Annotated in this window: 20 protein-coding genes; 12 read left to right on the top strand and 8 right to left on the bottom strand. The window is 40.4% G+C overall.

Translation table 11 applies throughout. The annotated features are described in order from the left end of the window. Window positions 1–82: 82 nt before the first annotated feature. Window positions 83–1,102: a tRNA dihydrouridine(20/20a) synthase DusA gene (gene dusA, locus ACP69Y_RS13125; RefSeq protein WP_425918813.1), complete on the top strand. Its 1,020-nt coding sequence runs from the start codon at window positions 83–85 to the stop codon at window positions 1,100–1,102. Window positions 1,103–1,306: 204 nt separating this feature from the next. On the opposite strand, the gene ACP69Y_RS13120 is transcribed toward dusA, so the two are convergent. Together ACP69Y_RS13120 and coaBC are read right to left on the bottom strand one after the other, a co-directional pair. Then, window positions 1,307–1,684 (bottom strand): cytochrome b562, encoded by a 378-nt coding sequence (locus tag ACP69Y_RS13120; RefSeq protein ID WP_425918812.1) that lies wholly within the window; start codon window positions 1,682–1,684, stop codon window positions 1,307–1,309. Window positions 1,685–1,835: 151 nt separating this feature from the next. Further along, entirely contained in the window at window positions 1,836–3,101 is a 1,266-nt protein-coding gene (gene coaBC, locus ACP69Y_RS13115; protein WP_425918811.1) for a bifunctional phosphopantothenoylcysteine decarboxylase/phosphopantothenate--cysteine ligase CoaBC, read from the bottom strand. A gap of 113 nt (window positions 3,102–3,214) precedes the next feature. Between coaBC and radC the strand changes: the two genes are divergently transcribed. Both radC and ACP69Y_RS13105 read left to right on the top strand, forming a co-directional pair. Then, window positions 3,215–3,904: a RadC family protein gene (gene radC, locus ACP69Y_RS13110; RefSeq protein ID WP_425918810.1), complete on the top strand. Its 690-nt coding sequence runs from the start codon at window positions 3,215–3,217 to the stop codon at window positions 3,902–3,904. A gap of 75 nt (window positions 3,905–3,979) precedes the next feature. Continuing rightward, window positions 3,980–4,891: a bestrophin family protein gene (locus ACP69Y_RS13105; protein ID WP_425918809.1), complete on the top strand. Its 912-nt coding sequence runs from the start codon at window positions 3,980–3,982 to the stop codon at window positions 4,889–4,891. Window positions 4,892–5,056: 165 nt separating this feature from the next. Here ACP69Y_RS13105 and ACP69Y_RS13100 read toward each other — a convergent pair whose 3' ends face one another. Continuing rightward, window positions 5,057–5,908 carry a PHP domain-containing protein gene (locus tag ACP69Y_RS13100; protein ID WP_425918808.1) on the bottom strand — a complete coding sequence of 284 codons (852 nt, stop codon included), beginning with the start codon at window positions 5,906–5,908 and terminating at the stop codon, window positions 5,057–5,059. A gap of 45 nt (window positions 5,909–5,953) precedes the next feature. On the opposite strand from ACP69Y_RS13100, the gene ACP69Y_RS13095 reads away from it, so the two are divergent. From ACP69Y_RS13095 to mnmC, 4 genes are read left to right on the top strand one after another with little or no spacing between them, the layout of a single operon-like run. Further along, entirely contained in the window at window positions 5,954–6,568 is a 615-nt protein-coding gene (locus ACP69Y_RS13095) for a septation protein IspZ (protein WP_131216778.1), read from the top strand. A gap of 26 nt (window positions 6,569–6,594) precedes the next feature. Continuing rightward, window positions 6,595–6,897: a YciI family protein gene (locus ACP69Y_RS13090; RefSeq protein WP_425918807.1), complete on the top strand. Its 303-nt coding sequence runs from the start codon at window positions 6,595–6,597 to the stop codon at window positions 6,895–6,897. Between the two features lie 4 nt (window positions 6,898–6,901). Further along, on the top strand, window positions 6,902–7,417 hold the full coding sequence (locus ACP69Y_RS13085; RefSeq protein WP_425918806.1) for a hypothetical protein: 516 nt from the start codon (window positions 6,902–6,904) through the stop codon (window positions 7,415–7,417). A 40-nt stretch (window positions 7,418–7,457) separates the two neighbouring features. Further along, window positions 7,458–9,377, top strand: a complete 1,920-nt coding sequence (gene mnmC, locus ACP69Y_RS13080; RefSeq protein WP_425918805.1) for an FAD-dependent 5-carboxymethylaminomethyl-2-thiouridine(34) oxidoreductase MnmC — start codon at window positions 7,458–7,460, stop codon at window positions 9,375–9,377. A 96-nt stretch (window positions 9,378–9,473) separates the two neighbouring features. On the opposite strand, the gene ACP69Y_RS13075 is transcribed toward mnmC, so the two are convergent. Beyond that, window positions 9,474–9,788, bottom strand: a complete 315-nt coding sequence (locus tag ACP69Y_RS13075; protein ID WP_425918804.1) for a rhodanese-like domain-containing protein — start codon at window positions 9,786–9,788, stop codon at window positions 9,474–9,476. A gap of 91 nt (window positions 9,789–9,879) precedes the next feature. On the opposite strand from ACP69Y_RS13075, the gene ACP69Y_RS13070 reads away from it, so the two are divergent. Both ACP69Y_RS13070 and ACP69Y_RS13065 read left to right on the top strand, forming a co-directional pair. After that, the gene (locus tag ACP69Y_RS13070; protein ID WP_131218512.1) at window positions 9,880–10,368 is read left to right on the top strand and encodes a YajQ family cyclic di-GMP-binding protein; all 489 of its coding nucleotides are present in this window, start codon (window positions 9,880–9,882) and stop codon (window positions 10,366–10,368) included. Window positions 10,369–10,400: 32 nt separating this feature from the next. Further along, window positions 10,401–10,901 carry a DUF4442 domain-containing protein gene (locus tag ACP69Y_RS13065; protein ID WP_425918803.1) on the top strand — a complete coding sequence of 167 codons (501 nt, stop codon included), beginning with the start codon at window positions 10,401–10,403 and terminating at the stop codon, window positions 10,899–10,901. A 153-nt stretch (window positions 10,902–11,054) separates the two neighbouring features. Here ACP69Y_RS13065 and ACP69Y_RS13060 read toward each other — a convergent pair whose 3' ends face one another. From ACP69Y_RS13060 to ACP69Y_RS13050, 3 genes are read right to left on the bottom strand one after another with little or no spacing between them, the layout of a single operon-like run. Then, window positions 11,055–11,498: an acyl-CoA thioesterase gene (locus tag ACP69Y_RS13060; protein ID WP_425918802.1), complete on the bottom strand. Its 444-nt coding sequence runs from the start codon at window positions 11,496–11,498 to the stop codon at window positions 11,055–11,057. Next, window positions 11,479–11,916, bottom strand: a complete 438-nt coding sequence (trxC, locus tag ACP69Y_RS13055; protein WP_067870391.1) for a thioredoxin TrxC — start codon at window positions 11,914–11,916, stop codon at window positions 11,479–11,481. The genes ACP69Y_RS13060 and trxC overlap by 20 nt, the downstream gene beginning before the upstream one ends. Beyond that, window positions 11,917–12,813 carry an alpha/beta hydrolase gene (locus ACP69Y_RS13050; RefSeq protein WP_425918801.1) on the bottom strand — a complete coding sequence of 299 codons (897 nt, stop codon included), beginning with the start codon at window positions 12,811–12,813 and terminating at the stop codon, window positions 11,917–11,919. 124 nt (window positions 12,814–12,937) lie between these two features. Here ACP69Y_RS13050 and ACP69Y_RS13045 point away from each other — a divergent pair, with 124 nt between their 5' ends. Together ACP69Y_RS13045 and ACP69Y_RS13040 are read left to right on the top strand one after the other, a co-directional pair. Beyond that, window positions 12,938–13,273, top strand: coding sequence for a TIGR01244 family sulfur transferase (locus ACP69Y_RS13045; protein ID WP_425918799.1), 336 nt, complete (start codon window positions 12,938–12,940; stop codon window positions 13,271–13,273). Window positions 13,274–13,348: 75 nt separating this feature from the next. Beyond that, complete coding sequence (locus ACP69Y_RS13040; protein WP_425918798.1) at window positions 13,349–13,570, top strand: hypothetical protein; 222 nt, start codon at window positions 13,349–13,351, stop codon at window positions 13,568–13,570. Window positions 13,571–13,839: 269 nt separating this feature from the next. On the opposite strand, the gene ACP69Y_RS13035 is transcribed toward ACP69Y_RS13040, so the two are convergent. Then, window positions 13,840–15,837 (bottom strand): hypothetical protein, encoded by a 1,998-nt coding sequence (locus tag ACP69Y_RS13035; RefSeq protein WP_425918796.1) that lies wholly within the window; start codon window positions 15,835–15,837, stop codon window positions 13,840–13,842. 153 nt (window positions 15,838–15,990) lie between these two features. Between ACP69Y_RS13035 and ACP69Y_RS13030 the strand changes: the two genes are divergently transcribed. After that, window positions 15,991–17,133 (top strand): dihydrolipoyl dehydrogenase (locus ACP69Y_RS13030; RefSeq protein WP_425918795.1); only part of this gene is annotated, 1,143 nt, incomplete at its 3' end.

Raw genomic sequence — 17,133 nt, 5'->3', positions numbered from 1 at the left:
AGTTCCCGATCCTGTGTTGTTGCTTTGATCAGAAAGCACGTATAATCCGCGCTTCGGTTTTTCATCATTTCAGGTTTACGCCATGACTGCTCTCCAATCTTTACAGCCTCGCATTTCGGTCGCGCCGATGATGGATTGGACCACGCGTGACTATCGTTTTTTTGCCCGCCTGTTTAATCCAAATATCATTATGTATACCGAAATGGTGACGACAGGTGCGATCATTCATGGCGATGCCAAACGTCATTTGGACTATAACGCTGAAGAACACCCGATTGTGTTGCAGCTTGGCGGTTCAAATCCAAAGGATTTAGCAACCTGTAGCAAGATGGCACAAGACTGGGGCTATGGTGAAGTCAACCTGAATGTTGGCTGCCCGAGTGACCGCGTACAAAACAATAAAATTGGCGCATGTTTAATGGCAGAACCAGAATTGGTCGCGGAATGTATTGCTGAAATGCGTAATGCGGTAGACATTCCTGTCACGGTGAAACACCGGATTGGAATTGATCACATGCAGTCCTATGAGGAAATGCTGCATTTTGTCGACACTGTTGCCAAAACCGGTTGTGACAACTTTATTGTGCATGCACGTATTGCCTTGCTTCAGGGTTTATCACCTAAAGAAAACCGCGATGTTCCACCTTTGCGTTATGAAGATGTCTACCGTTTAAAACAAGACCGTCCAAACCTGCTGATTGAAATTAACGGCGGAGTAAAGACCCTGGCTGAAACCCAAGAGCATTTGAAACATGTCGATGGTGTGATGATTGGTCGTGAAGCCTATCACAACCCCTACCTACTGGCTGAACTTGGACAATTATGGAGTCTGGAAGCACCCAACCGTTTTGATATTATGGCGCAAATGATGCCGTATATTGCCAAACGCATGCAAGAAGGCGCACCGCTTTCGATTATTACCCGTCATATTTTAGGATTGTTCCAAAACTTACCTGGAGCACGAAAATGGCGTCAGGCTTTAAGTGGCGGAAATGCCAAAACCCTGAAAGATGTAGAAACGGCGTTAATTAATATTCAGGAAGCGATGCAGCGTACTGAAGAATATGTGAGAGAAAATCAGAGTGATCTGGCTTCAAACTAATTACACGTCCCATCATGATCAGTAATGCCAGTCCATTTGAAATGGACTGGCATTTTTTGAATTTTATTTTTCCGCTATCTTTATATTCTGCTGAATGAAGAAAGCCTTGCTCAGCTTCACATGACAGCCCCTAAAATTAGTAAAACTATGGGCTTAGTCTACATTTTCACCATTCATCTCTTTGAACGGTGAAGGGGCATAAAATCAGTGATGATTATAAACCGCATGCCCACGATCTTTAACCGCAGCAATTTTTTTACCTTCCACTTTGGCCTGATCTAATTGACCCGCTTGAACCAACAACCTGGTTTTATCAATCTCTGTCAGCAATTGATCATATAAAGCATCTGAGGTCGGCGCTTTTGCATCATGTTTTTTTAATTTCATTTGTTTTGCATCTAAAGCTGCAGCTTTCATATAATCCAAGGCTTTCAGCGCATCAGCCTGATTCTCTGCCTGATTAAACACTTTAAAGTTTTTTGCAAGCGTATCCATATTCTGTTCAAGCTTGCCGGCAGAACTCAGACTGCTAAACGACAAAGTGACAGAAAGCATCACTGTGGTTAAAGTTTTTTTGATCATGTTGATGTCCTTTTAAAGATCGATTTAAAAACTGTGGTTATTATTGCTATTTAATTGTTCTAAATATTTGCATATTAAGCATTAAACATAGTGTAAATCCCATAAAAAATGCAACGGATTCGTTGCATTTTAATCAATAACTTCAGCTTTTTTAAACCGGCTCTATTTCATGGTGCAAGGCATCATGAATCGCCTCCACCAGTTGCTGCGCAATTTCCTGTTTTGACGCTTTTTCCAGATCACGCTTCTGCATTTGATACTGCTCGGCAAAGAACACGATCATGGCATTTTCATCAGAGGCAAAACCAATATCAGGCCGTGATACATCATTACAGGCAATCATGTCGAGTTTTTTCGCCACCAGTTTACCGGCTGCATATTCTTCCACATTGCGGGTTTCAGCTGCAAACCCAACCATAAATGGACGCTTTTCTTGCTGGGCAATGGTCGCAACAATATCTGGATTTTTAATTAAAGAAACGTTCAGCTCATCACCGGTTTTTTTAATTTTATGTTGGGCAACTTCTGCTACCCGATAATCAGCCACTGCTGCAGTCGCAATAAAGATATCGCAACCTTCATCCAGCATTTGCATGCTGATCTCGAGCATTTTAACCGCAGATGAGACATTAATACGGCGCACCCCGTTTGGTGTATCCAAGCTAACTGGTCCAGCAATCAGAGTGACTTTGGCACCGGCTGCATAACAGGCAGCGGCCAAGGCAAAGCCCATTTTCCCGGTACTGTGATTGGAAATATAACGTACCGGATCCATCGCTTCACGGGTCGGACCTGCAGTAATCACCACATGTTTACCGGCCAACATGCCAAATTTTTCTGCAATGGCACGTTGGGCTTTATGGAAATACTGAGTCACTTGTCGTGCCAGATCTTCCGGCTCCGGCATACGCCCCAAACCGACATCGCCACAAGCTTGTGAACCGGCATCTGGCATAATCACATGCACACCATCTTCAACCAGCGTATTTAAATTACGCTGCGTGGCTTTGGCAGCCCACATTTGTTGATTCATGGCAGGTGCCACCCAAACCGGTGACTTGATTGCCAAATATAAAGTACTTAATAAATCATCAGCTAGACCGGCAGCAAATTTCGCTAAAATATCGCAACTTGCCGGTGCAACCAATAATAAATCGGCCCAGCGTGCCAGTTCAATATGCCCCATTCCAGCTTCCGCTTCAGGGTTGAGTAATTCAGTATGGACTGGATTCCCAGATAAAGCCTGAAAGGTCAGCGGAGTGATAAATGCTTGCGCACCTTGGGTCATGACTACCCTGACATTAAAGCCGGCATCTTTTAATCGACGAACCAAAATGGCACTTTTATAGGCTGCAATACCGCCTGTTACCGCTAAAACAATATTTTTATTGGGAATTACACTTAGGTCGAAGCTCACAAACAGGCTACCTTTGCTGTTGCAGTGGCGCTCACAATAGCATTAAATAAACTCAGACCCAAGGTAGCCCTTTGTTCTAATTACGCTCACTAAGAATAAAAAAGTCTAAAAAAATGAATTCATCGATTAAAAACTGGCCAGAACAAGAACGTCCACGCGAACGCCTGATTCGACAAGGTGCATCCAGTTTGTCAGATGCCGAACTACTCGCCATCTTTTTACGTTCTGGTTCCAAGCAGCATTCAGCAGTTGAACTTTCCCGGCTGCTATTGCAGCATTTCGGCGGACTTAATCCGATTTTTGATGCCACACTTCAGGATTTAGGCCAGTTTCATGGTATTGGCGACAGCAAATATGCTCAGCTGATGGCTGTTAAAGAATTGGGACGGCGTTATATCGGCCAACATTTAAAACAGGAAAAAATTGAATTAAGTAACTCAAAAACACTTTTGGATTTTTTAAAGTTTGAATTGCTGGGCGAAACTCAAGAAGTTTTTGCAGTGCTTTGCCTAGATATACATTTAAGAAAAATAAGCTTTAAAAAAATGTTCTATGGGTCAACAAACTCATGTGAAATTTCGATTAATCAATTGCTGCGCCATGCCATTAATCAACATGCCAGTAGCATCGTGATTGCGCATAATCATCCCTTTGGTAGGCCACATGCATCGAATGCTGATATTGAACTCACCCAACGTATTTTAACTGCCTGTGATTTATTAGAAATCAAGCTGATTGACCATTGTATTGTTTCCCCAGAAGGAAGTTATTCTTTTGCTGAACATGGGCTTATTCAGCCCTAATAATAAATGTAACAAATGTTGACAAAAACCCCGCTAACATTGAAGATCAATAAAAATTTTGACGATACTAATAACATGATTGTGCGTGACCAACCTGGTATATTTAGGCTGCTATTTTCTTGGCGTGGAACCATTCTTCCCAAGGTTTTGCCGCCCTTAGGCGTGGTCATGCTGATCTCTGCTTTAATTGGCGGATTATCTTATATCGGGTATTTTCATTTTCCAGAATTGCCGTTGGTGGGCTTTACCCTTATTGGGGTGGTGCTGTCCATTTTTCTCGGTTTTAAAAATACTGCCTGTTATGACCGTTGGTGGGAAGCACGTAAACTTTGGGGCATGCTGATTGCCAATGCCCGGCATTTTGACCGTGACTGCCGTATGCTCAGCCAAGGCCGCCGTGAACGTGTGATCCAGCACGTGATTGTATTTGCCAATGTGCTGCGTGACCGTTTACGTCATCAAACGGCGAACCCGATGGAATTGGTAGAAACCAGTGGTATGAGCCAACACGCTGTAACTCAGCTCTATCAGCAGGCAAATGCACCGCAATACACCTTAAGTTTGATTCAATGGGAATTGATGCAGGCCCTTAAAGAAGGTGAAATTTCCGATATTATTTATATGCAAATGAACCAGCATGTCGCTGAACTGAGTTTGGTTCAAACGGGTTGCGACCGTATTGCGACCACTCCTTTGCCTTTTGCCTACTCGGTTTTACTGAACCGTACCGTTTATTTTTTCTGTTTTATGTTGCCGTTTAGCTTGGGTTCGACCCTAGGTTTGGCAACGCCCTTAATGGTCGGTATTTTGGCGTATACCTTTTTAGGCTTAGATGCGCTTAGTTCAGAAATTGAAGAACCGTTTGGTACACAAAGTAATGACTTACCATTAGATTCAATGGTGCGCACCATTGAAATTGAACTGTTGGGAACTTTGGGGAAACCGACCCCACCGCCGATTCAGGCGCAGGATCATAATTTGCTTTAATAATCCCTCCTAACCTCCCTTTATTAAAGGGAGGGACTCCCATTTTCCCCCAATTTAATATAACAGAATCAAGTCCCCCTTTGGAAAAGGGGGATTTAGGGGGATTCCATGTAAGTAATAAAAGGTAGAGATATCTTTTAAGAAAAAGTTGGGATGAGGGAATGACTAAACAAAACTCTCCCAAATCCCCACCTGTCCCAATTTTAGCCGTGGAATATTGCCCAACCGAATCCACGGCATATGATCGCCATGAAAATCACTACCGACAGACACTTTTAAATCAAATTCCTCAATCATCCGATCAACCATATGACGTGTAGATACAGGCTCAATCGCTGGAGGAAGTTCAACGGCATCTCCACCAAACCGGGCAAATATTTCAATCAAATAACGAATATTGGTGGCCGATAAATCATACTTGGTCGGATGTGCCAGCACAGCATAGCCTTGGCTTTCATGAATCACCTGAATGGTTTCTTCCAATCCCAGCCCATCAAATTTCACGTAGGCTTTTTTGCCTTCTTTAATATATTTATCGAAAGCCTGTTGCGGCCGGTTGACCATCTTTTTTTCAACTAAAGTTTTGGCAATATGCGTACGGGTAATACGGTCTGCAATGCCATCTACCTTGGCAATGACATCGGCATAAATATCATGACCAATCAGCGGAGTCAACAAATCACAAATCTGTTTGGCACGAATCGCGCGAACCTGTTTTTGTTGTTCCAGTAACCTCTGTAAAGGTTCTGAATTTTGCATATTTAAGGCTACAATATGTACCCCGTAACTTTTTTGAGTTGCCGGCCGTGACCATTGACTGGAAATTTCTACACCTGAAATAATCTTCAATGGCAAATCTAATGCGACTTTTTCAGCTAATTTTACGCCATCCATAGTATCGTGGTCAGTCAGCGCAAGGGTATGAATACCTTTTTCAACGGCTGCATGCACAAGTTGTTCTGGAGACAAAGTTCCATCAGAAATATTACTGTGTGTATGTAAATCTACGCCTTGCATCACTTATACTACGTCATTTATTTGATCAGATTTAGATACTCTAACATGAAAGCACTTTTAGACTTTGTGCCACTCATTATTTTCTTTTATTTATATAAAACCGTTGATCCTAAAGATACTGAGCATCCCCTGCTTCAATTGATTGGTTCTGCAGGCGGTATAGATAACAATAATATTTTGGTTGCAACCACTGGCCTGATTATTTCCATGCTTGTGGTATATGGGGCTTTGTTTTTTATACAAAAATTCCGTTTAGACAAACAACAGTGGATTGTATTGTTCATGACGGTGATTTTTGGTGGCGTGACTTTAATGCTCAGCGATGATTTCTATATTCGTTTGAAAGCGGTTCTTTTAAATATTGTCTTCGCAGGCGCATTCTTACTTTCCCCTTATTTTATGAAAGACAAGAAACCCCTTATTCAACGTTTATTTGGTCCAATCTTCAATTTAACGGAACAAGGCTGGAAAAATTTAAACTTTGCCTGGGCAGGAATGTTCATATTCATGTCCTGCTTACATATTTTCTTCGCTTTTTTATTTTTAGGTGGAAAATATTGGGGTGAATTCACTGCATTTGGTGACATGATTGTGATGTTTTCCTTTATCATTATTCAGTTTATTGTCTTGCGCAAATATTTTAAGTCGCCTGAAGAATAATTTAGGTCAACTGATCGAGAAAGAATATGCCTTTATTCGTCGTAAGCTGTACAGATAACGAAGGTACAGTAGAAAAACGTCTTGCTACACGCCCACAACATCTTGAACGTCTGCAAAAATTAAATGATGAAGGTCGCTTAATTGTTGCCGGTGCCATGCCAAAGGATCCTAGCAATCCACAAGCAGGTTTCTATGGCAGTACTATTATTGTTGACTTTGAATCACGTGAAGCGCTTGATGCATGGCTACAAGAAGAGCCTTTCTTAAAAGAAGGCGTATATAGTCATATTGATGTGAAACCTTTTAATAAAGCTTTCCCTCAAGGATAAAATCATGCGCGTTGTTGTTTCAAGCTTATTGGGTTTGTCTTTAATCTGTTCTACGGCATGGGCGGTTGAACCGGCTCCTGCTACGCCTATACCTGCTGTAGCCCCTGCTGCTCAAGCAACGACAGTAACACCGCCACTGCAGACTTTGCCCGCCAATAAACCCGGCACTGTTCCTGCTGGTGCCACGACCATGAATCCAAATGGTTTACCTCAAGACGCCAAGCCTTTAACGGCTGAACAGCTTGCAAAGAATAAAGCCTTGCAGGATGCCAAAGTTAAAGCATTGGTCAAAGATCAAGAAACACGTTTACAACAACTGGAAAAAGCCAACCTAGATGCATTATCGCAGAACCAGGAGCTACAATTAAAAAATGATAGCTTGGGTGTTCAAGTTCAAGTTTTACAAAGCGAACGTAGTGCGCAAATGTTTTTATATGGCGCTGCGACCATTGCGATCGGTGTCTTGCTTGGTTTCTTGATTGCAAGTTATGTCTATACCAAACGTCGTCGTCAGTGGTAAAACATCTCTTTCTCTTTTTGTTTTAAAGGTTGTTTAGGTTTTGTCGAGTGCAATTCAAACTGCTGATCTTGATTGGCAATGTGTTGATGGGATTGAGATTCCCGTTTCCAAACAATTTGGGGACATCTATTTTTCTAGAGACAATGGCTTACTCGAAACACGACATGTCTTTTTGAATGGCAACGACCTCGCCACACGTTTGGCAAAACTGCAAGACTTTGAATATTTTTGCGTAGGCGAAACTGGTTTTGGTACCGCTTTAAATGCTTTAGCATTATGGCAAATGTGGCAACAACTGCGCCCACAGAACCGAAGTCATTTGCACTTGATCAGCGTGGAAAAATTTCCACTCAGCAAAGCCGATTTCATTCGTGCACTCCAGGTCTGGCCGGAACTGCAACCTTTGGCCGAGCAGCTGATTAAGCAATATCCATTACCTATTGCCGGCTGTCACCGATTGAACTTTCCTGAAGATCGATTTTCTATCGATTTATGGCTCGGTGATGCCAATGATGTCTTGCCGGTCATTGTTAAAACCAAAGCTGTAGATGCATGGTTTTTAGATGGTTTCGCACCTTCTTGCAATCCCGATCTCTGGCAAGAACATGTTTTAAGCCATATTGTCCGGCTTTCTGACTATGCAACGACTTTTGCCTCATTTAGTGTTGCGGGTGTTTTAAAACGTGGTTTAAGCGAGCACGGAATTACGGTTTCTCTCCCACCCGGTTTTAAGCATAAACGTCAAATGCTCACAGCAATCTGGAAGCCTCCCGAGACTAAAGATCAAGAAGTGCTTCAGTCAAAATCGGTACAGATAGAACAATCCGAATTAATTAATTCAGCTTCAGCATTTAAACAACGTAAAATTGCGATCATAGGCGCAGGAATAGCAGGTTTAAGCTGTGCCTACGCATTTGCTGGGCGTGGACATCAAATCACAATTTACGACCAATCAGCGCCGCTTGCGGGAGCATCTGGTAATCCACTGGCCTTACTCAATCCCAGATTAGGTCGCATTGAGCAAAGTGCTAAGCATTTGGTGACTTTGGCATGGCAATATGCCATTCCGCATTATCAAAAATTCAAGGCTTTTCGTCCGATTCAGGTGAACCAACTGGCGCTTAAACAGGGCGATGATTTACTTGAACTTACAGAGCAATATCCACACGGGGTGTTTGCGAAAAACGTAAATCAAAGTGAGCTTGAAACCGAATTTCCGAACCTGAAATTATTACAAGCCGGTACAATTTCGCCGTATCAATTACGCGATCAAGTTTTAGCGCATCCTGCCATTCACTTTCGGCAAGCGGAAATCGTTAAATTAAAAACACAATCTAACATTCAAGTGATCGACATCAAGCAACAATGTTTGGGAGAGTTTGATCATGTAATTGTTTGTGCAGCACTAAACAGTAAAAACTTTGCGGAACAATTCCCCAAACTTCAACCGAACCGTGGGCAAGTTAGCTGGGTGAATAATGCAGATCATCCGTTACAGCCTGAACAGGCGTATAGCTACGGGGGGTATTGCATGCAGCTGGATCAGCAGCATCTGATTTTAGGCGCTTCTTTTTATCCAAATTGCGATGATGATAAAGTCTGGCTTGAAGATCATGTGCATAACTATTCACTTATCCACAGTGTCTTTCCGGATTATGCGCAATCTTTGCCACCTGTTGAAACTTGGCTTGGTCGTGCATCGGTGCGGACACAAAGCCCGGACTATTTCCCATTGCTCGGAAAAATTCAGCCCGATGCTGAAATCTATACCTTTACTGCCTTAGGCTCTAAAGGCTTTTTATTTGCACCGCTGTGTAGTGAAGTTTTGGCTGCCCAAGTTTTAGGGGAAGCCTGTCCGCTGACTTCATATTGGGTGAATAAACTTAATCCACGACGTTTTATCAAAAAAGTAAAACCGAAAAAGCCTTACTATCAAAAACCACTTCCAAACTCGCTTTAAAAAAAACAGCCAAATAAAGATCCTTCTTAATATAAAGAGAGATTGAGCGGAATTCATTTTTTAGCCATTAAAAAAAGCACCTTACGGTGCTTTTTCTTAAGCGCCCTGTTCTAAAGGCAATCCTGCATCACGCACGGCACGCGTGCCACCCATCAATACAACATACTCACGTGAGCCATCTAAGCTCTCTAACTTTTCAGCAGCACGTGGTGCTTTACTTCCACCACCACATAAAATGTAAATGGGCTGATCCGACTCCACCTGAGTTAAGCTGTCTGCACTCAAGTCATCTATGGGCTGATTTACAGCACCTTTTACATGACCTTCGGCAAAGGCTTTTGTATCACGAACATCCCAGATAACTGCATTTTCTGGGAACTCAAATGTTGTAATTTCTTGCTTACGGATCATTGTGCACTCCTTTGATGTAAACAACACTTGGCAAATGAAGAAAACATCCCTAGCATCTCAGATATTCTTTCCCTTTGTAAAGGTCTAAACCATGCCTTCTTTCGATATTGTCTCTGAATTAGAAATTTTTGAAGTAAATCATGCCGTTCAAAACACGCAAAAAGAAATTGCAACACGTTTTGACTTCCGTGGCCAAGATGTTTCTCTTGAATTAAGCGAAAAAAATAAAGAAATCAAAATCACGACAGAAAGTGATTTCCAGTGCGAACAAGTGTATAGCATGCTAGAAAATCATTTCTTTAAACGCAAAGTGGATATTCAAGCCCTTGATCCACAAAAAATGACCGCTTCAGGTAAAAATGTGATTCAAATCATTAAGCTTAAAGATGGTCTTGACTCTGACACCGCAAAAAAAATTAATAAAGCCATTAAAGAAAGTGGCATTAAAGCGCAATCTTCTATTCAAGGCGACAAGATTCGTGTAACGGATAAGAAACGCGACACTTTGCAACAAATTATGGCATTCTTAAAAGAGCAACAATTTGGTGTGCCTTTGCAATTTAATAACTTTAAAGACTAATGCATTGATGCAATAAAAAGTCGAGGAACTTCATGAAACCGACCAATCGCTTATCAAAACTGGTTAAAGCAACCTCTAAATTACCTAAAGGTATTCGCAGTACACTGTGGAGCAAAGCATTTGGTCGGGTGGTGCCGATGGTAGGTAGTGCTAATATTCGCTACCTCGACGTGAACCACGCTAAAGTGGTCGTGAAAATTGAAAACCATCGTGCGATGCAAAACCATATTGGTCAGGTGCATGCCTGTGCCATGGCTCTAATTGCTGAAACCGCCACAGGTTTTGTCACTGGAATGAATGTTCCTGACTCCTGTATCGTATTAATCAAAAGCTTAAAAGTTGATTTTAAACGTCCATCCAAAGGTGCAATGATTGCAACTGCAACATTAACCGATGATCAGCAAAAATTGATGCAAAGCACTGAAAAAGGTGAAACGTTGGTGACCGTAAAGGTGACTGATGAATCAGGTGAAGAACCGATTCAATGTGAAATGTTGTGGGCTTGGGTGTCAAAGTCACAATTAAGTAAATAGTTTGATTTTTAATTTTGATTACTTAAAGCTAAATCGAATGACGTTTTTTATCTTTTGTAAAATAGCTGAGCTCGAAATAGAGCAGACGTTGTTTTAAAACAATTCAGCGCATAAAAAAGCCCAATCCATATTGGGCTTTTTTATGTTTCATTATTATGCGGGTTGTAATGCTAAATATTTTTGTTTTACATCCTCTGGAATTTGACGCTTTCCACCTTTCACATCGACGGCAACAAAGGTAAACACTCCTTCTGTCACACGGATTGGTTCACGTGAACTGTCATGACTATCCCAGACTTCAATTTGCATCTGAATAGAGGTATTACCTACTTTTAAAATTTTGGTATAACAACTAATTACATCACCGACTTTAACTGGAACCAAAAAAGTCATCTGATTAATAGAAATAGTTGCACAGCGTCCTTTACTAAAACGCTCTGCATGAATTGCACCTGCCAAATCCATTTGTGAAACGATCCACCCACCAAAAACATCACCACTCCAGTTGGTATCTGCTGGCATCGCAATGGTTTGAAGGGAAAGCGTTCCCTCCGGTTTTACATGAGTATCTGACACGTTAACTCCCAGTATTGGCATTCAATTGTTGATCTAACCACTGTTGTAGCTCTGTAGATCGTAGCGCACCACTTATTCTAGCAATTTCATTGGCTTTATTCATCAAAACCAAGGTGGGAATACTTCGTACATTAAAAGCCCCGCTGAGTCGAGGCGATTGTTCGGTATTAATTTTTGCAAAAACTACTCTCGGATTCTGCTTTGCCACTTGTTCAAAATGAGGTGCCATCATCTTGCAAGGACCACACCATTCTGCCCATAAATCAATTAAAACAGGCAATTCACTATGGGTGACGAAGTTACTAAAATTATGCTCATTCAATTCAATTGGAGCCAGAGGAATAAGCGCATGTTGACACTGACCACAGTTTGGATTTGCCTCTAGCTTATCTTCAGGTACTCGATTTCTAGCACCACATGCAGGACATACAATAATCATTTAGCTTACTCCAATATGTTGATGTAAAAATTCTAATTGGGTAGAGATGGCTTTTTCAAACCATTGACCATGATAAATATCAAAATGTTGCATATCCCATTCATGATATTGCACATAAGGTGCAATATTGGTTGCTGTTTCCCGACTTGACTCAATAGGGATCAGACTATCTTGTTTGGAAGCAATAAACAGAACAGGGATACTAATTTTACGCACATCCTGAATAGGACGATACCGAATTAAATTAAAAAAGATCCGGGCCGGAATCTCGCCACTCCAAAAATAATCTGGATTGACAATGGATAAATAGCCGTCATAACTATCAGCCGTGGGCATAAAACATAATCCCTTTTTGCCTACCACCGGTAAAGTTTTCGGGGACATACCTACTTTCGCCCCCATATAGTCCTGACTGGATATCTTTAGTGCTTTCGGGAGTTGTTGTAAAGGGTAAAGCTTGGCACTTTCTGCGCCATCAACAAAGGGAGTTTGTGTTATTACAGCTTGGACATTTCTTAATTCCGCAGCCAAATTTAAGACATATCCCCCACTTAAAGAAGTCCCCCAAAGTACAATACGCCGCGTATCTACTGATTTTCGCTCAAAAATATGTGCAATCATGGTTCGCCAATCTTCTAATTGAGCTTGAATCGACACCAACTCACGTGGACGACCTGTGCTCCCGCCCCAATAACGATAATCAAACAATACCACTGCATAACCTGCTTGAGCAAAACGCTTGGCATACTGAACCAGTTTAAATTGACGTAAGGCTGCCAAACCATGAGCCATGATAATTACAGCAGGTTTATGTTCAGTTTTGGGACGATAAAAATCCGCAGCAATGACATCTTTCCCACTATTTACATACAGTGGTTCAACTGTATAGGAATGCATACGCGCTCCATTGCGTTATTTTATGGTTGTAATCGCTTATAAAAATTTCAACAGATTAAGCTCCTGTTTCAGCTTAATGCTATCATAAAGCATATATCTATTTAGAAAATTATGGAGTGACAAAATGAGTGAAAATGTCGGCTTTGCAGGTCAAATCACCCCAGAACAAGTAGCACAAGTTGTTGAGAAAGGTTTTAAATCAATTATCAACAACCGTCCGGATATGGAAGGTGGTCCAGAACAACCTACAAGTGCACAAATTGAAGAAGCTGCACGCAATGCGGATTTAGACTACGTTTTCCAGCCTGTAGTTGCGGGTCAAATTACTGAAATCGATGTCCGTACATTTGCCAATCATTTTAATGAACTGCCAAAACCGGTACTCATGTTCTGCCGTACAGGAAATCGTTCAAATAATTTATATCAACTCGCAAAACAAATGGATTTGTTGGATGATTAAGCACGCTGTTTATAGTGCTGTAATAAGTTCAAGTTTGACTGCAATATATAAATTTTCGTAGAAACTACAATTTTAATGCATAGTTTAAGTCTATCTGTCAGTGTTGCAGGTCAAATGGCGACTGAAAAATTTAGGACTTTATTTGACCCAGGTTTTAAATCTGTCATCGTGAATCGTCCTGATCAGAAACAAGGTAATCTGGTCTCTGATATCCATTACGCAATATTACCGAACAAGCTCATGTTGGTGTTATTTACTAACCGATTACCCGTGCTAAAGTTTCTGAAACAGACGTAGTAGATTTTTTAAAATATTATAATGAATTTCCAGCACCTATTTTAATGATATATCGAAGTAGCACACGCTCTTCCCTATTATTTAATGAAGCGAAAAAACCAGGATTGCTCAATGAATAAAATGATTCTTCTCATCCTTATTTCATGTGTCTTTGCAGGATGTAGCTCGATGAATGTTCGACCTACGGTTGGGGTGAGTGTGGGTACTTCAATTTAAAGCCCCAAAATAAAAAACAGCGCCGAAGCGCTGTTTTTTTATAAATACAATTTCTATTGATAAGATACATAAATCGTTGATACTTTACCATCTGGCGAAGAAACAGAAACTTTCAACGTATCTCCTACCGCACATTCTTTTAGACGATAGCCATAATAACTTTGATTATTATTTTTGAATGTGATTGGTGTTAAAAGATTAAATACATTTGCAACAGGTGAACCCCCGCTTGCCAACTCAGCAGTACAAGATAAATCATTATTTTTTGTATTATCCTCAGGCGTAACACTTATTGTTGTACCTGTTGGCATAGGTACACTTTGAGCACTATTTCCGTACATATTAAAAGACAATAAACTTCCACTCGCATTCACATTGGTAAAAGTTGGTGTATTCTCTGCAAATGCAAATAATAATTGCTGACGAACAACCGTATCTAAATTATCATCACATGTGTCTGCGATATTTGGCTGTCTTATTGTAGATGGGGCACATGTCGCTTTATTTCCTAATACTGCACGATTATAAAGAAATTCACCAATACCATAATCTTTGTTATATTGATTATTCTCGTTATCATCACGGAAAAAGCTGCCAATATTACTAAGAAGTGTATCTACACCTTTAGTATAAAGATTATCACCATCTAAATCTGTAAAGGTTTTATCACCCTCAACATAAGCTAAAACAGTAACACGATTATCTAAAGGACGAGGTTCTTGTGTTGTTAGAATTACAGAACACACTCCTTGGACTGTTGAACAATTAGGTTCAACTTTACCGCCCTCTGAAACAAAGCTAATTACCGTCCCATCTGGAACAGGATTTCGTGTACGATCCACCATCCTCGCTGTAATAGTTGCAGCATCGCCATCAATTACATTCTGTAATGAATTTTTAGATACTGACAAGCTTAATCCATCTTGAGTTAAACGACCAATGGATACAGATACCTCTTTAGAGATAGCCGAAACATTTATGTCTGAAACTAGAGTTGCTCTTATCTCTACAGGTCCAGGTTTATCTCCTGGATAAAGATTCACAATCACTTTACCATTTGAATCACTTTTTATAGTTTTGTTATTACGATTTCCAAATGATACGAACGATAAATCTTCTGGTGCTTGCACTTTCTCAATCAACACATCTTGATCTGCTACGGGTACGCCATTTGCATACAAAGTAAATTCAATTTGACCAGATGACGCTGAGCCACTTTTTCTAATCCCTAAATTAAGTTTATTAGATGTATATACTAATGAATTAGCCTCAAGTGCCTTAATACTGACATCAAGTGCAACTTCTGGGATATTTAAACCTTTCGCCGAAATTTTTTGTGTTCCTGTGCAAAGCTTTCCATCTGTGCCAATCGCTTTATATGATGTCGTAACATTTCCTTGATTTGATGAAACAACTGTAGCAGGTTCAAATTTACCGCATGTTGCAGTGAACTCTACATTGACATTATTCTGATTAACTTTTGTATTTGCGTCTTGCGTTTTTAACGTGATATTTGTTGAGCCGCCAGACTCTAATTGAGTACTAGCTGCCGTCATATCGACTAAACTAATATTAGTTGCTTGAAGCGAGAAATTAAGTACTTTTGTTGATGCTGTAGCCCCATCAAAATCTGCAATTGCAGAAATTTGATAAGCACCATTAGTATTCATATTTTCAGGCTTAACCGAGATACTCGCTTCGCCGTTGGTATTAGTTAAAACAGCACCATTAGAACTACCTAAAACAACACCACCAGTCACTGCAAATGTAACCAATGCACCACTAATTCCTTTACCTGACTGATCTGTTACTTTTACTTTAGCTATCACACCTTCTGCTGCGATTGACTGAGTTAAGTTACCATTTCGATCAATCAATTGAACAGCACTAATATCGACAGCTTTCACAGCCTCGCCAGTGCTCGGATTCGTAGAAGAAGAATTGCCCGAATCATTATTATTAAAATATCCTTCACTACCACCACCACCACAGCTTGCCAACAAGACAGCCAAAGCTACTGTCGATAATTTTAATCCAACATTTTTACTCATTAAAAAATCCCCAGAATCCCTATAAAAATAGTGTTGTCATTTAATTTATATTGCCTGATATGTAATCATATATAGTAGTTTATGTAAACAAAAGCGTGATAAATGTTTAACTGTGTTAGCCTAAAAAAATATAAAAAAGAGAGCTATTTCACAATGTACGACATCATTATCATCGGTGCAGGTACTGCAGGAATATCTGCCTATAAAGAAGCAATCAAGCATACCCAAAATATTTTGATTATTAATGACGGTCCTTGGGATACCACATGTGCTCGTGTTGGATGTATGCCAAGTAAAGTGCTCATCTCCACAGCAAACAGAATGCATGAAATTCAACATGCTGAAGAAGTTGGATTAAGTGCTTCTGCTAAAATAGATACTTCTCAAGTGATGCAACATGTAAGAGAGCTTCGTGATCACTTTACTAAGGCCACACTAAAAGAAGTAAATAGTTGGGATCAAACCCACAAAATCTCTGGAAAAGCCCATTTCATTGACTCGAAAACAATCCAAGTTAATCAACAACATTATCAAGCCAAAAGTTTTATTATCGCGGTTGGATCTACTCCCACCATTAATAGCGATTGGAAAAATGAACTGGGTGATAAGCTCATTACATCTGATCAAATTTTTGAACTAGAAACCTTACCAAAATCACTAGCAGTAATTGGCAGTGGGGTTATAGCTATTGAACTCGCACAAGCCATGCAACGTTTAGGAGTGAAAACTACTGTTTTTGCACGTAGTCGTAAAGTTGGTTCCATTACCAGTCCAGAACTACAAAAGATTGCCCAAGATACTTTAAGTGAAGAATTAAATATCAAGTTTGAAGTACTACCAGAACAAGTCAGAAAGTTTCGCAATAAAGTTAAAATTAATTACATAGAAAAAGGAACTTCGAGCAGTTTTACTGCCGATTATTTATTGGTGGCGACAGGACGTAGCAGTTATTTGAATAGTGTAAATTTAGAAAACATCGATCCTAAATTTACTGATCTAAAAAAACTTCCTGTAGATGAAAAAACTAAACAATTAGCTAATTATCCAATATTTATTATTGGTGATGCCCATACCAACTCTCCAATTCAGCATGAAGCTGCGCATGAAGGGCGAACTGTAGTTCATAATTGTCTGAAATTTCCTAAACTTAAAAATATCAAAACTCTCGTTCCACTAGGAATTGTCTTTAGCCAACCAGAAATGGCTATTGTTGGACAGAGTTTCCAACAGCTGACTTACTCCGGGGTTGAATTTGTCACCGGCTTTGTGTCCTATAAAAACCAGGGCCGGGCCATG

This window comes from Acinetobacter sp. TSRC1-2, assembly GCF_049895885.1.
Classification (GTDB): Bacteria; Pseudomonadota; Gammaproteobacteria; order Pseudomonadales; family Moraxellaceae; genus Acinetobacter.
This window is presented reverse-complemented; position numbering and strand designations above follow the sequence as displayed.

Excerpts from the sequence above, each read along its gene's own strand:
- trxC (WP_067870391.1), bottom strand. The coding sequence starts at position 11,916 with ATGATTATTGTATGTCCTGCATGTGGTGCTAGAAATCGAGTACCTGAA.
- ACP69Y_RS13070 (WP_131218512.1), top strand. The coding sequence starts at position 9,880 with ATGCCTTCTTTCGATATTGTCTCTGAATTAGAAATTTTTGAAGTAAAT.
- ACP69Y_RS13065 (WP_425918803.1), top strand. The coding sequence starts at position 10,401 with ATGAAACCGACCAATCGCTTATCAAAACTGGTTAAAGCAACCTCTAAA.
- ACP69Y_RS13090 (WP_425918807.1), top strand. The coding sequence starts at position 6,595 with ATGCCTTTATTCGTCGTAAGCTGTACAGATAACGAAGGTACAGTAGAA.
- ACP69Y_RS13095 (WP_131216778.1), top strand. The coding sequence starts at position 5,954 with ATGAAAGCACTTTTAGACTTTGTGCCACTCATTATTTTCTTTTATTTA.
- ACP69Y_RS13075 (WP_425918804.1), bottom strand. The coding sequence starts at position 9,788 with ATGATCCGTAAGCAAGAAATTACAACATTTGAGTTCCCAGAAAATGCA.
- ACP69Y_RS13040 (WP_425918798.1), top strand. The coding sequence starts at position 13,349 with ATGCATAGTTTAAGTCTATCTGTCAGTGTTGCAGGTCAAATGGCGACT.
- radC (WP_425918810.1), top strand. The coding sequence starts at position 3,215 with ATGAATTCATCGATTAAAAACTGGCCAGAACAAGAACGTCCACGCGAA.
- ACP69Y_RS13045 (WP_425918799.1), top strand. The coding sequence starts at position 12,938 with ATGAGTGAAAATGTCGGCTTTGCAGGTCAAATCACCCCAGAACAAGTA.
- ACP69Y_RS13060 (WP_425918802.1), bottom strand. The coding sequence starts at position 11,498 with ATGCCAATACTGGGAGTTAACGTGTCAGATACTCATGTAAAACCGGAG.
- ACP69Y_RS13105 (WP_425918809.1), top strand. The coding sequence starts at position 3,980 with ATGATTGTGCGTGACCAACCTGGTATATTTAGGCTGCTATTTTCTTGG.
- ACP69Y_RS13050 (WP_425918801.1), bottom strand. The coding sequence starts at position 12,813 with ATGCATTCCTATACAGTTGAACCACTGTATGTAAATAGTGGGAAAGAT.
- ACP69Y_RS13120 (WP_425918812.1), bottom strand. The coding sequence starts at position 1,684 with ATGATCAAAAAAACTTTAACCACAGTGATGCTTTCTGTCACTTTGTCG.
- dusA (WP_425918813.1), top strand. The coding sequence starts at position 83 with ATGACTGCTCTCCAATCTTTACAGCCTCGCATTTCGGTCGCGCCGATG.
- ACP69Y_RS13100 (WP_425918808.1), bottom strand. The coding sequence starts at position 5,908 with ATGCAAGGCGTAGATTTACATACACACAGTAATATTTCTGATGGAACT.
- ACP69Y_RS13035 (WP_425918796.1), bottom strand. The coding sequence starts at position 15,837 with ATGAGTAAAAATGTTGGATTAAAATTATCGACAGTAGCTTTGGCTGTC.
- ACP69Y_RS13085 (WP_425918806.1), top strand. The coding sequence starts at position 6,902 with ATGCGCGTTGTTGTTTCAAGCTTATTGGGTTTGTCTTTAATCTGTTCT.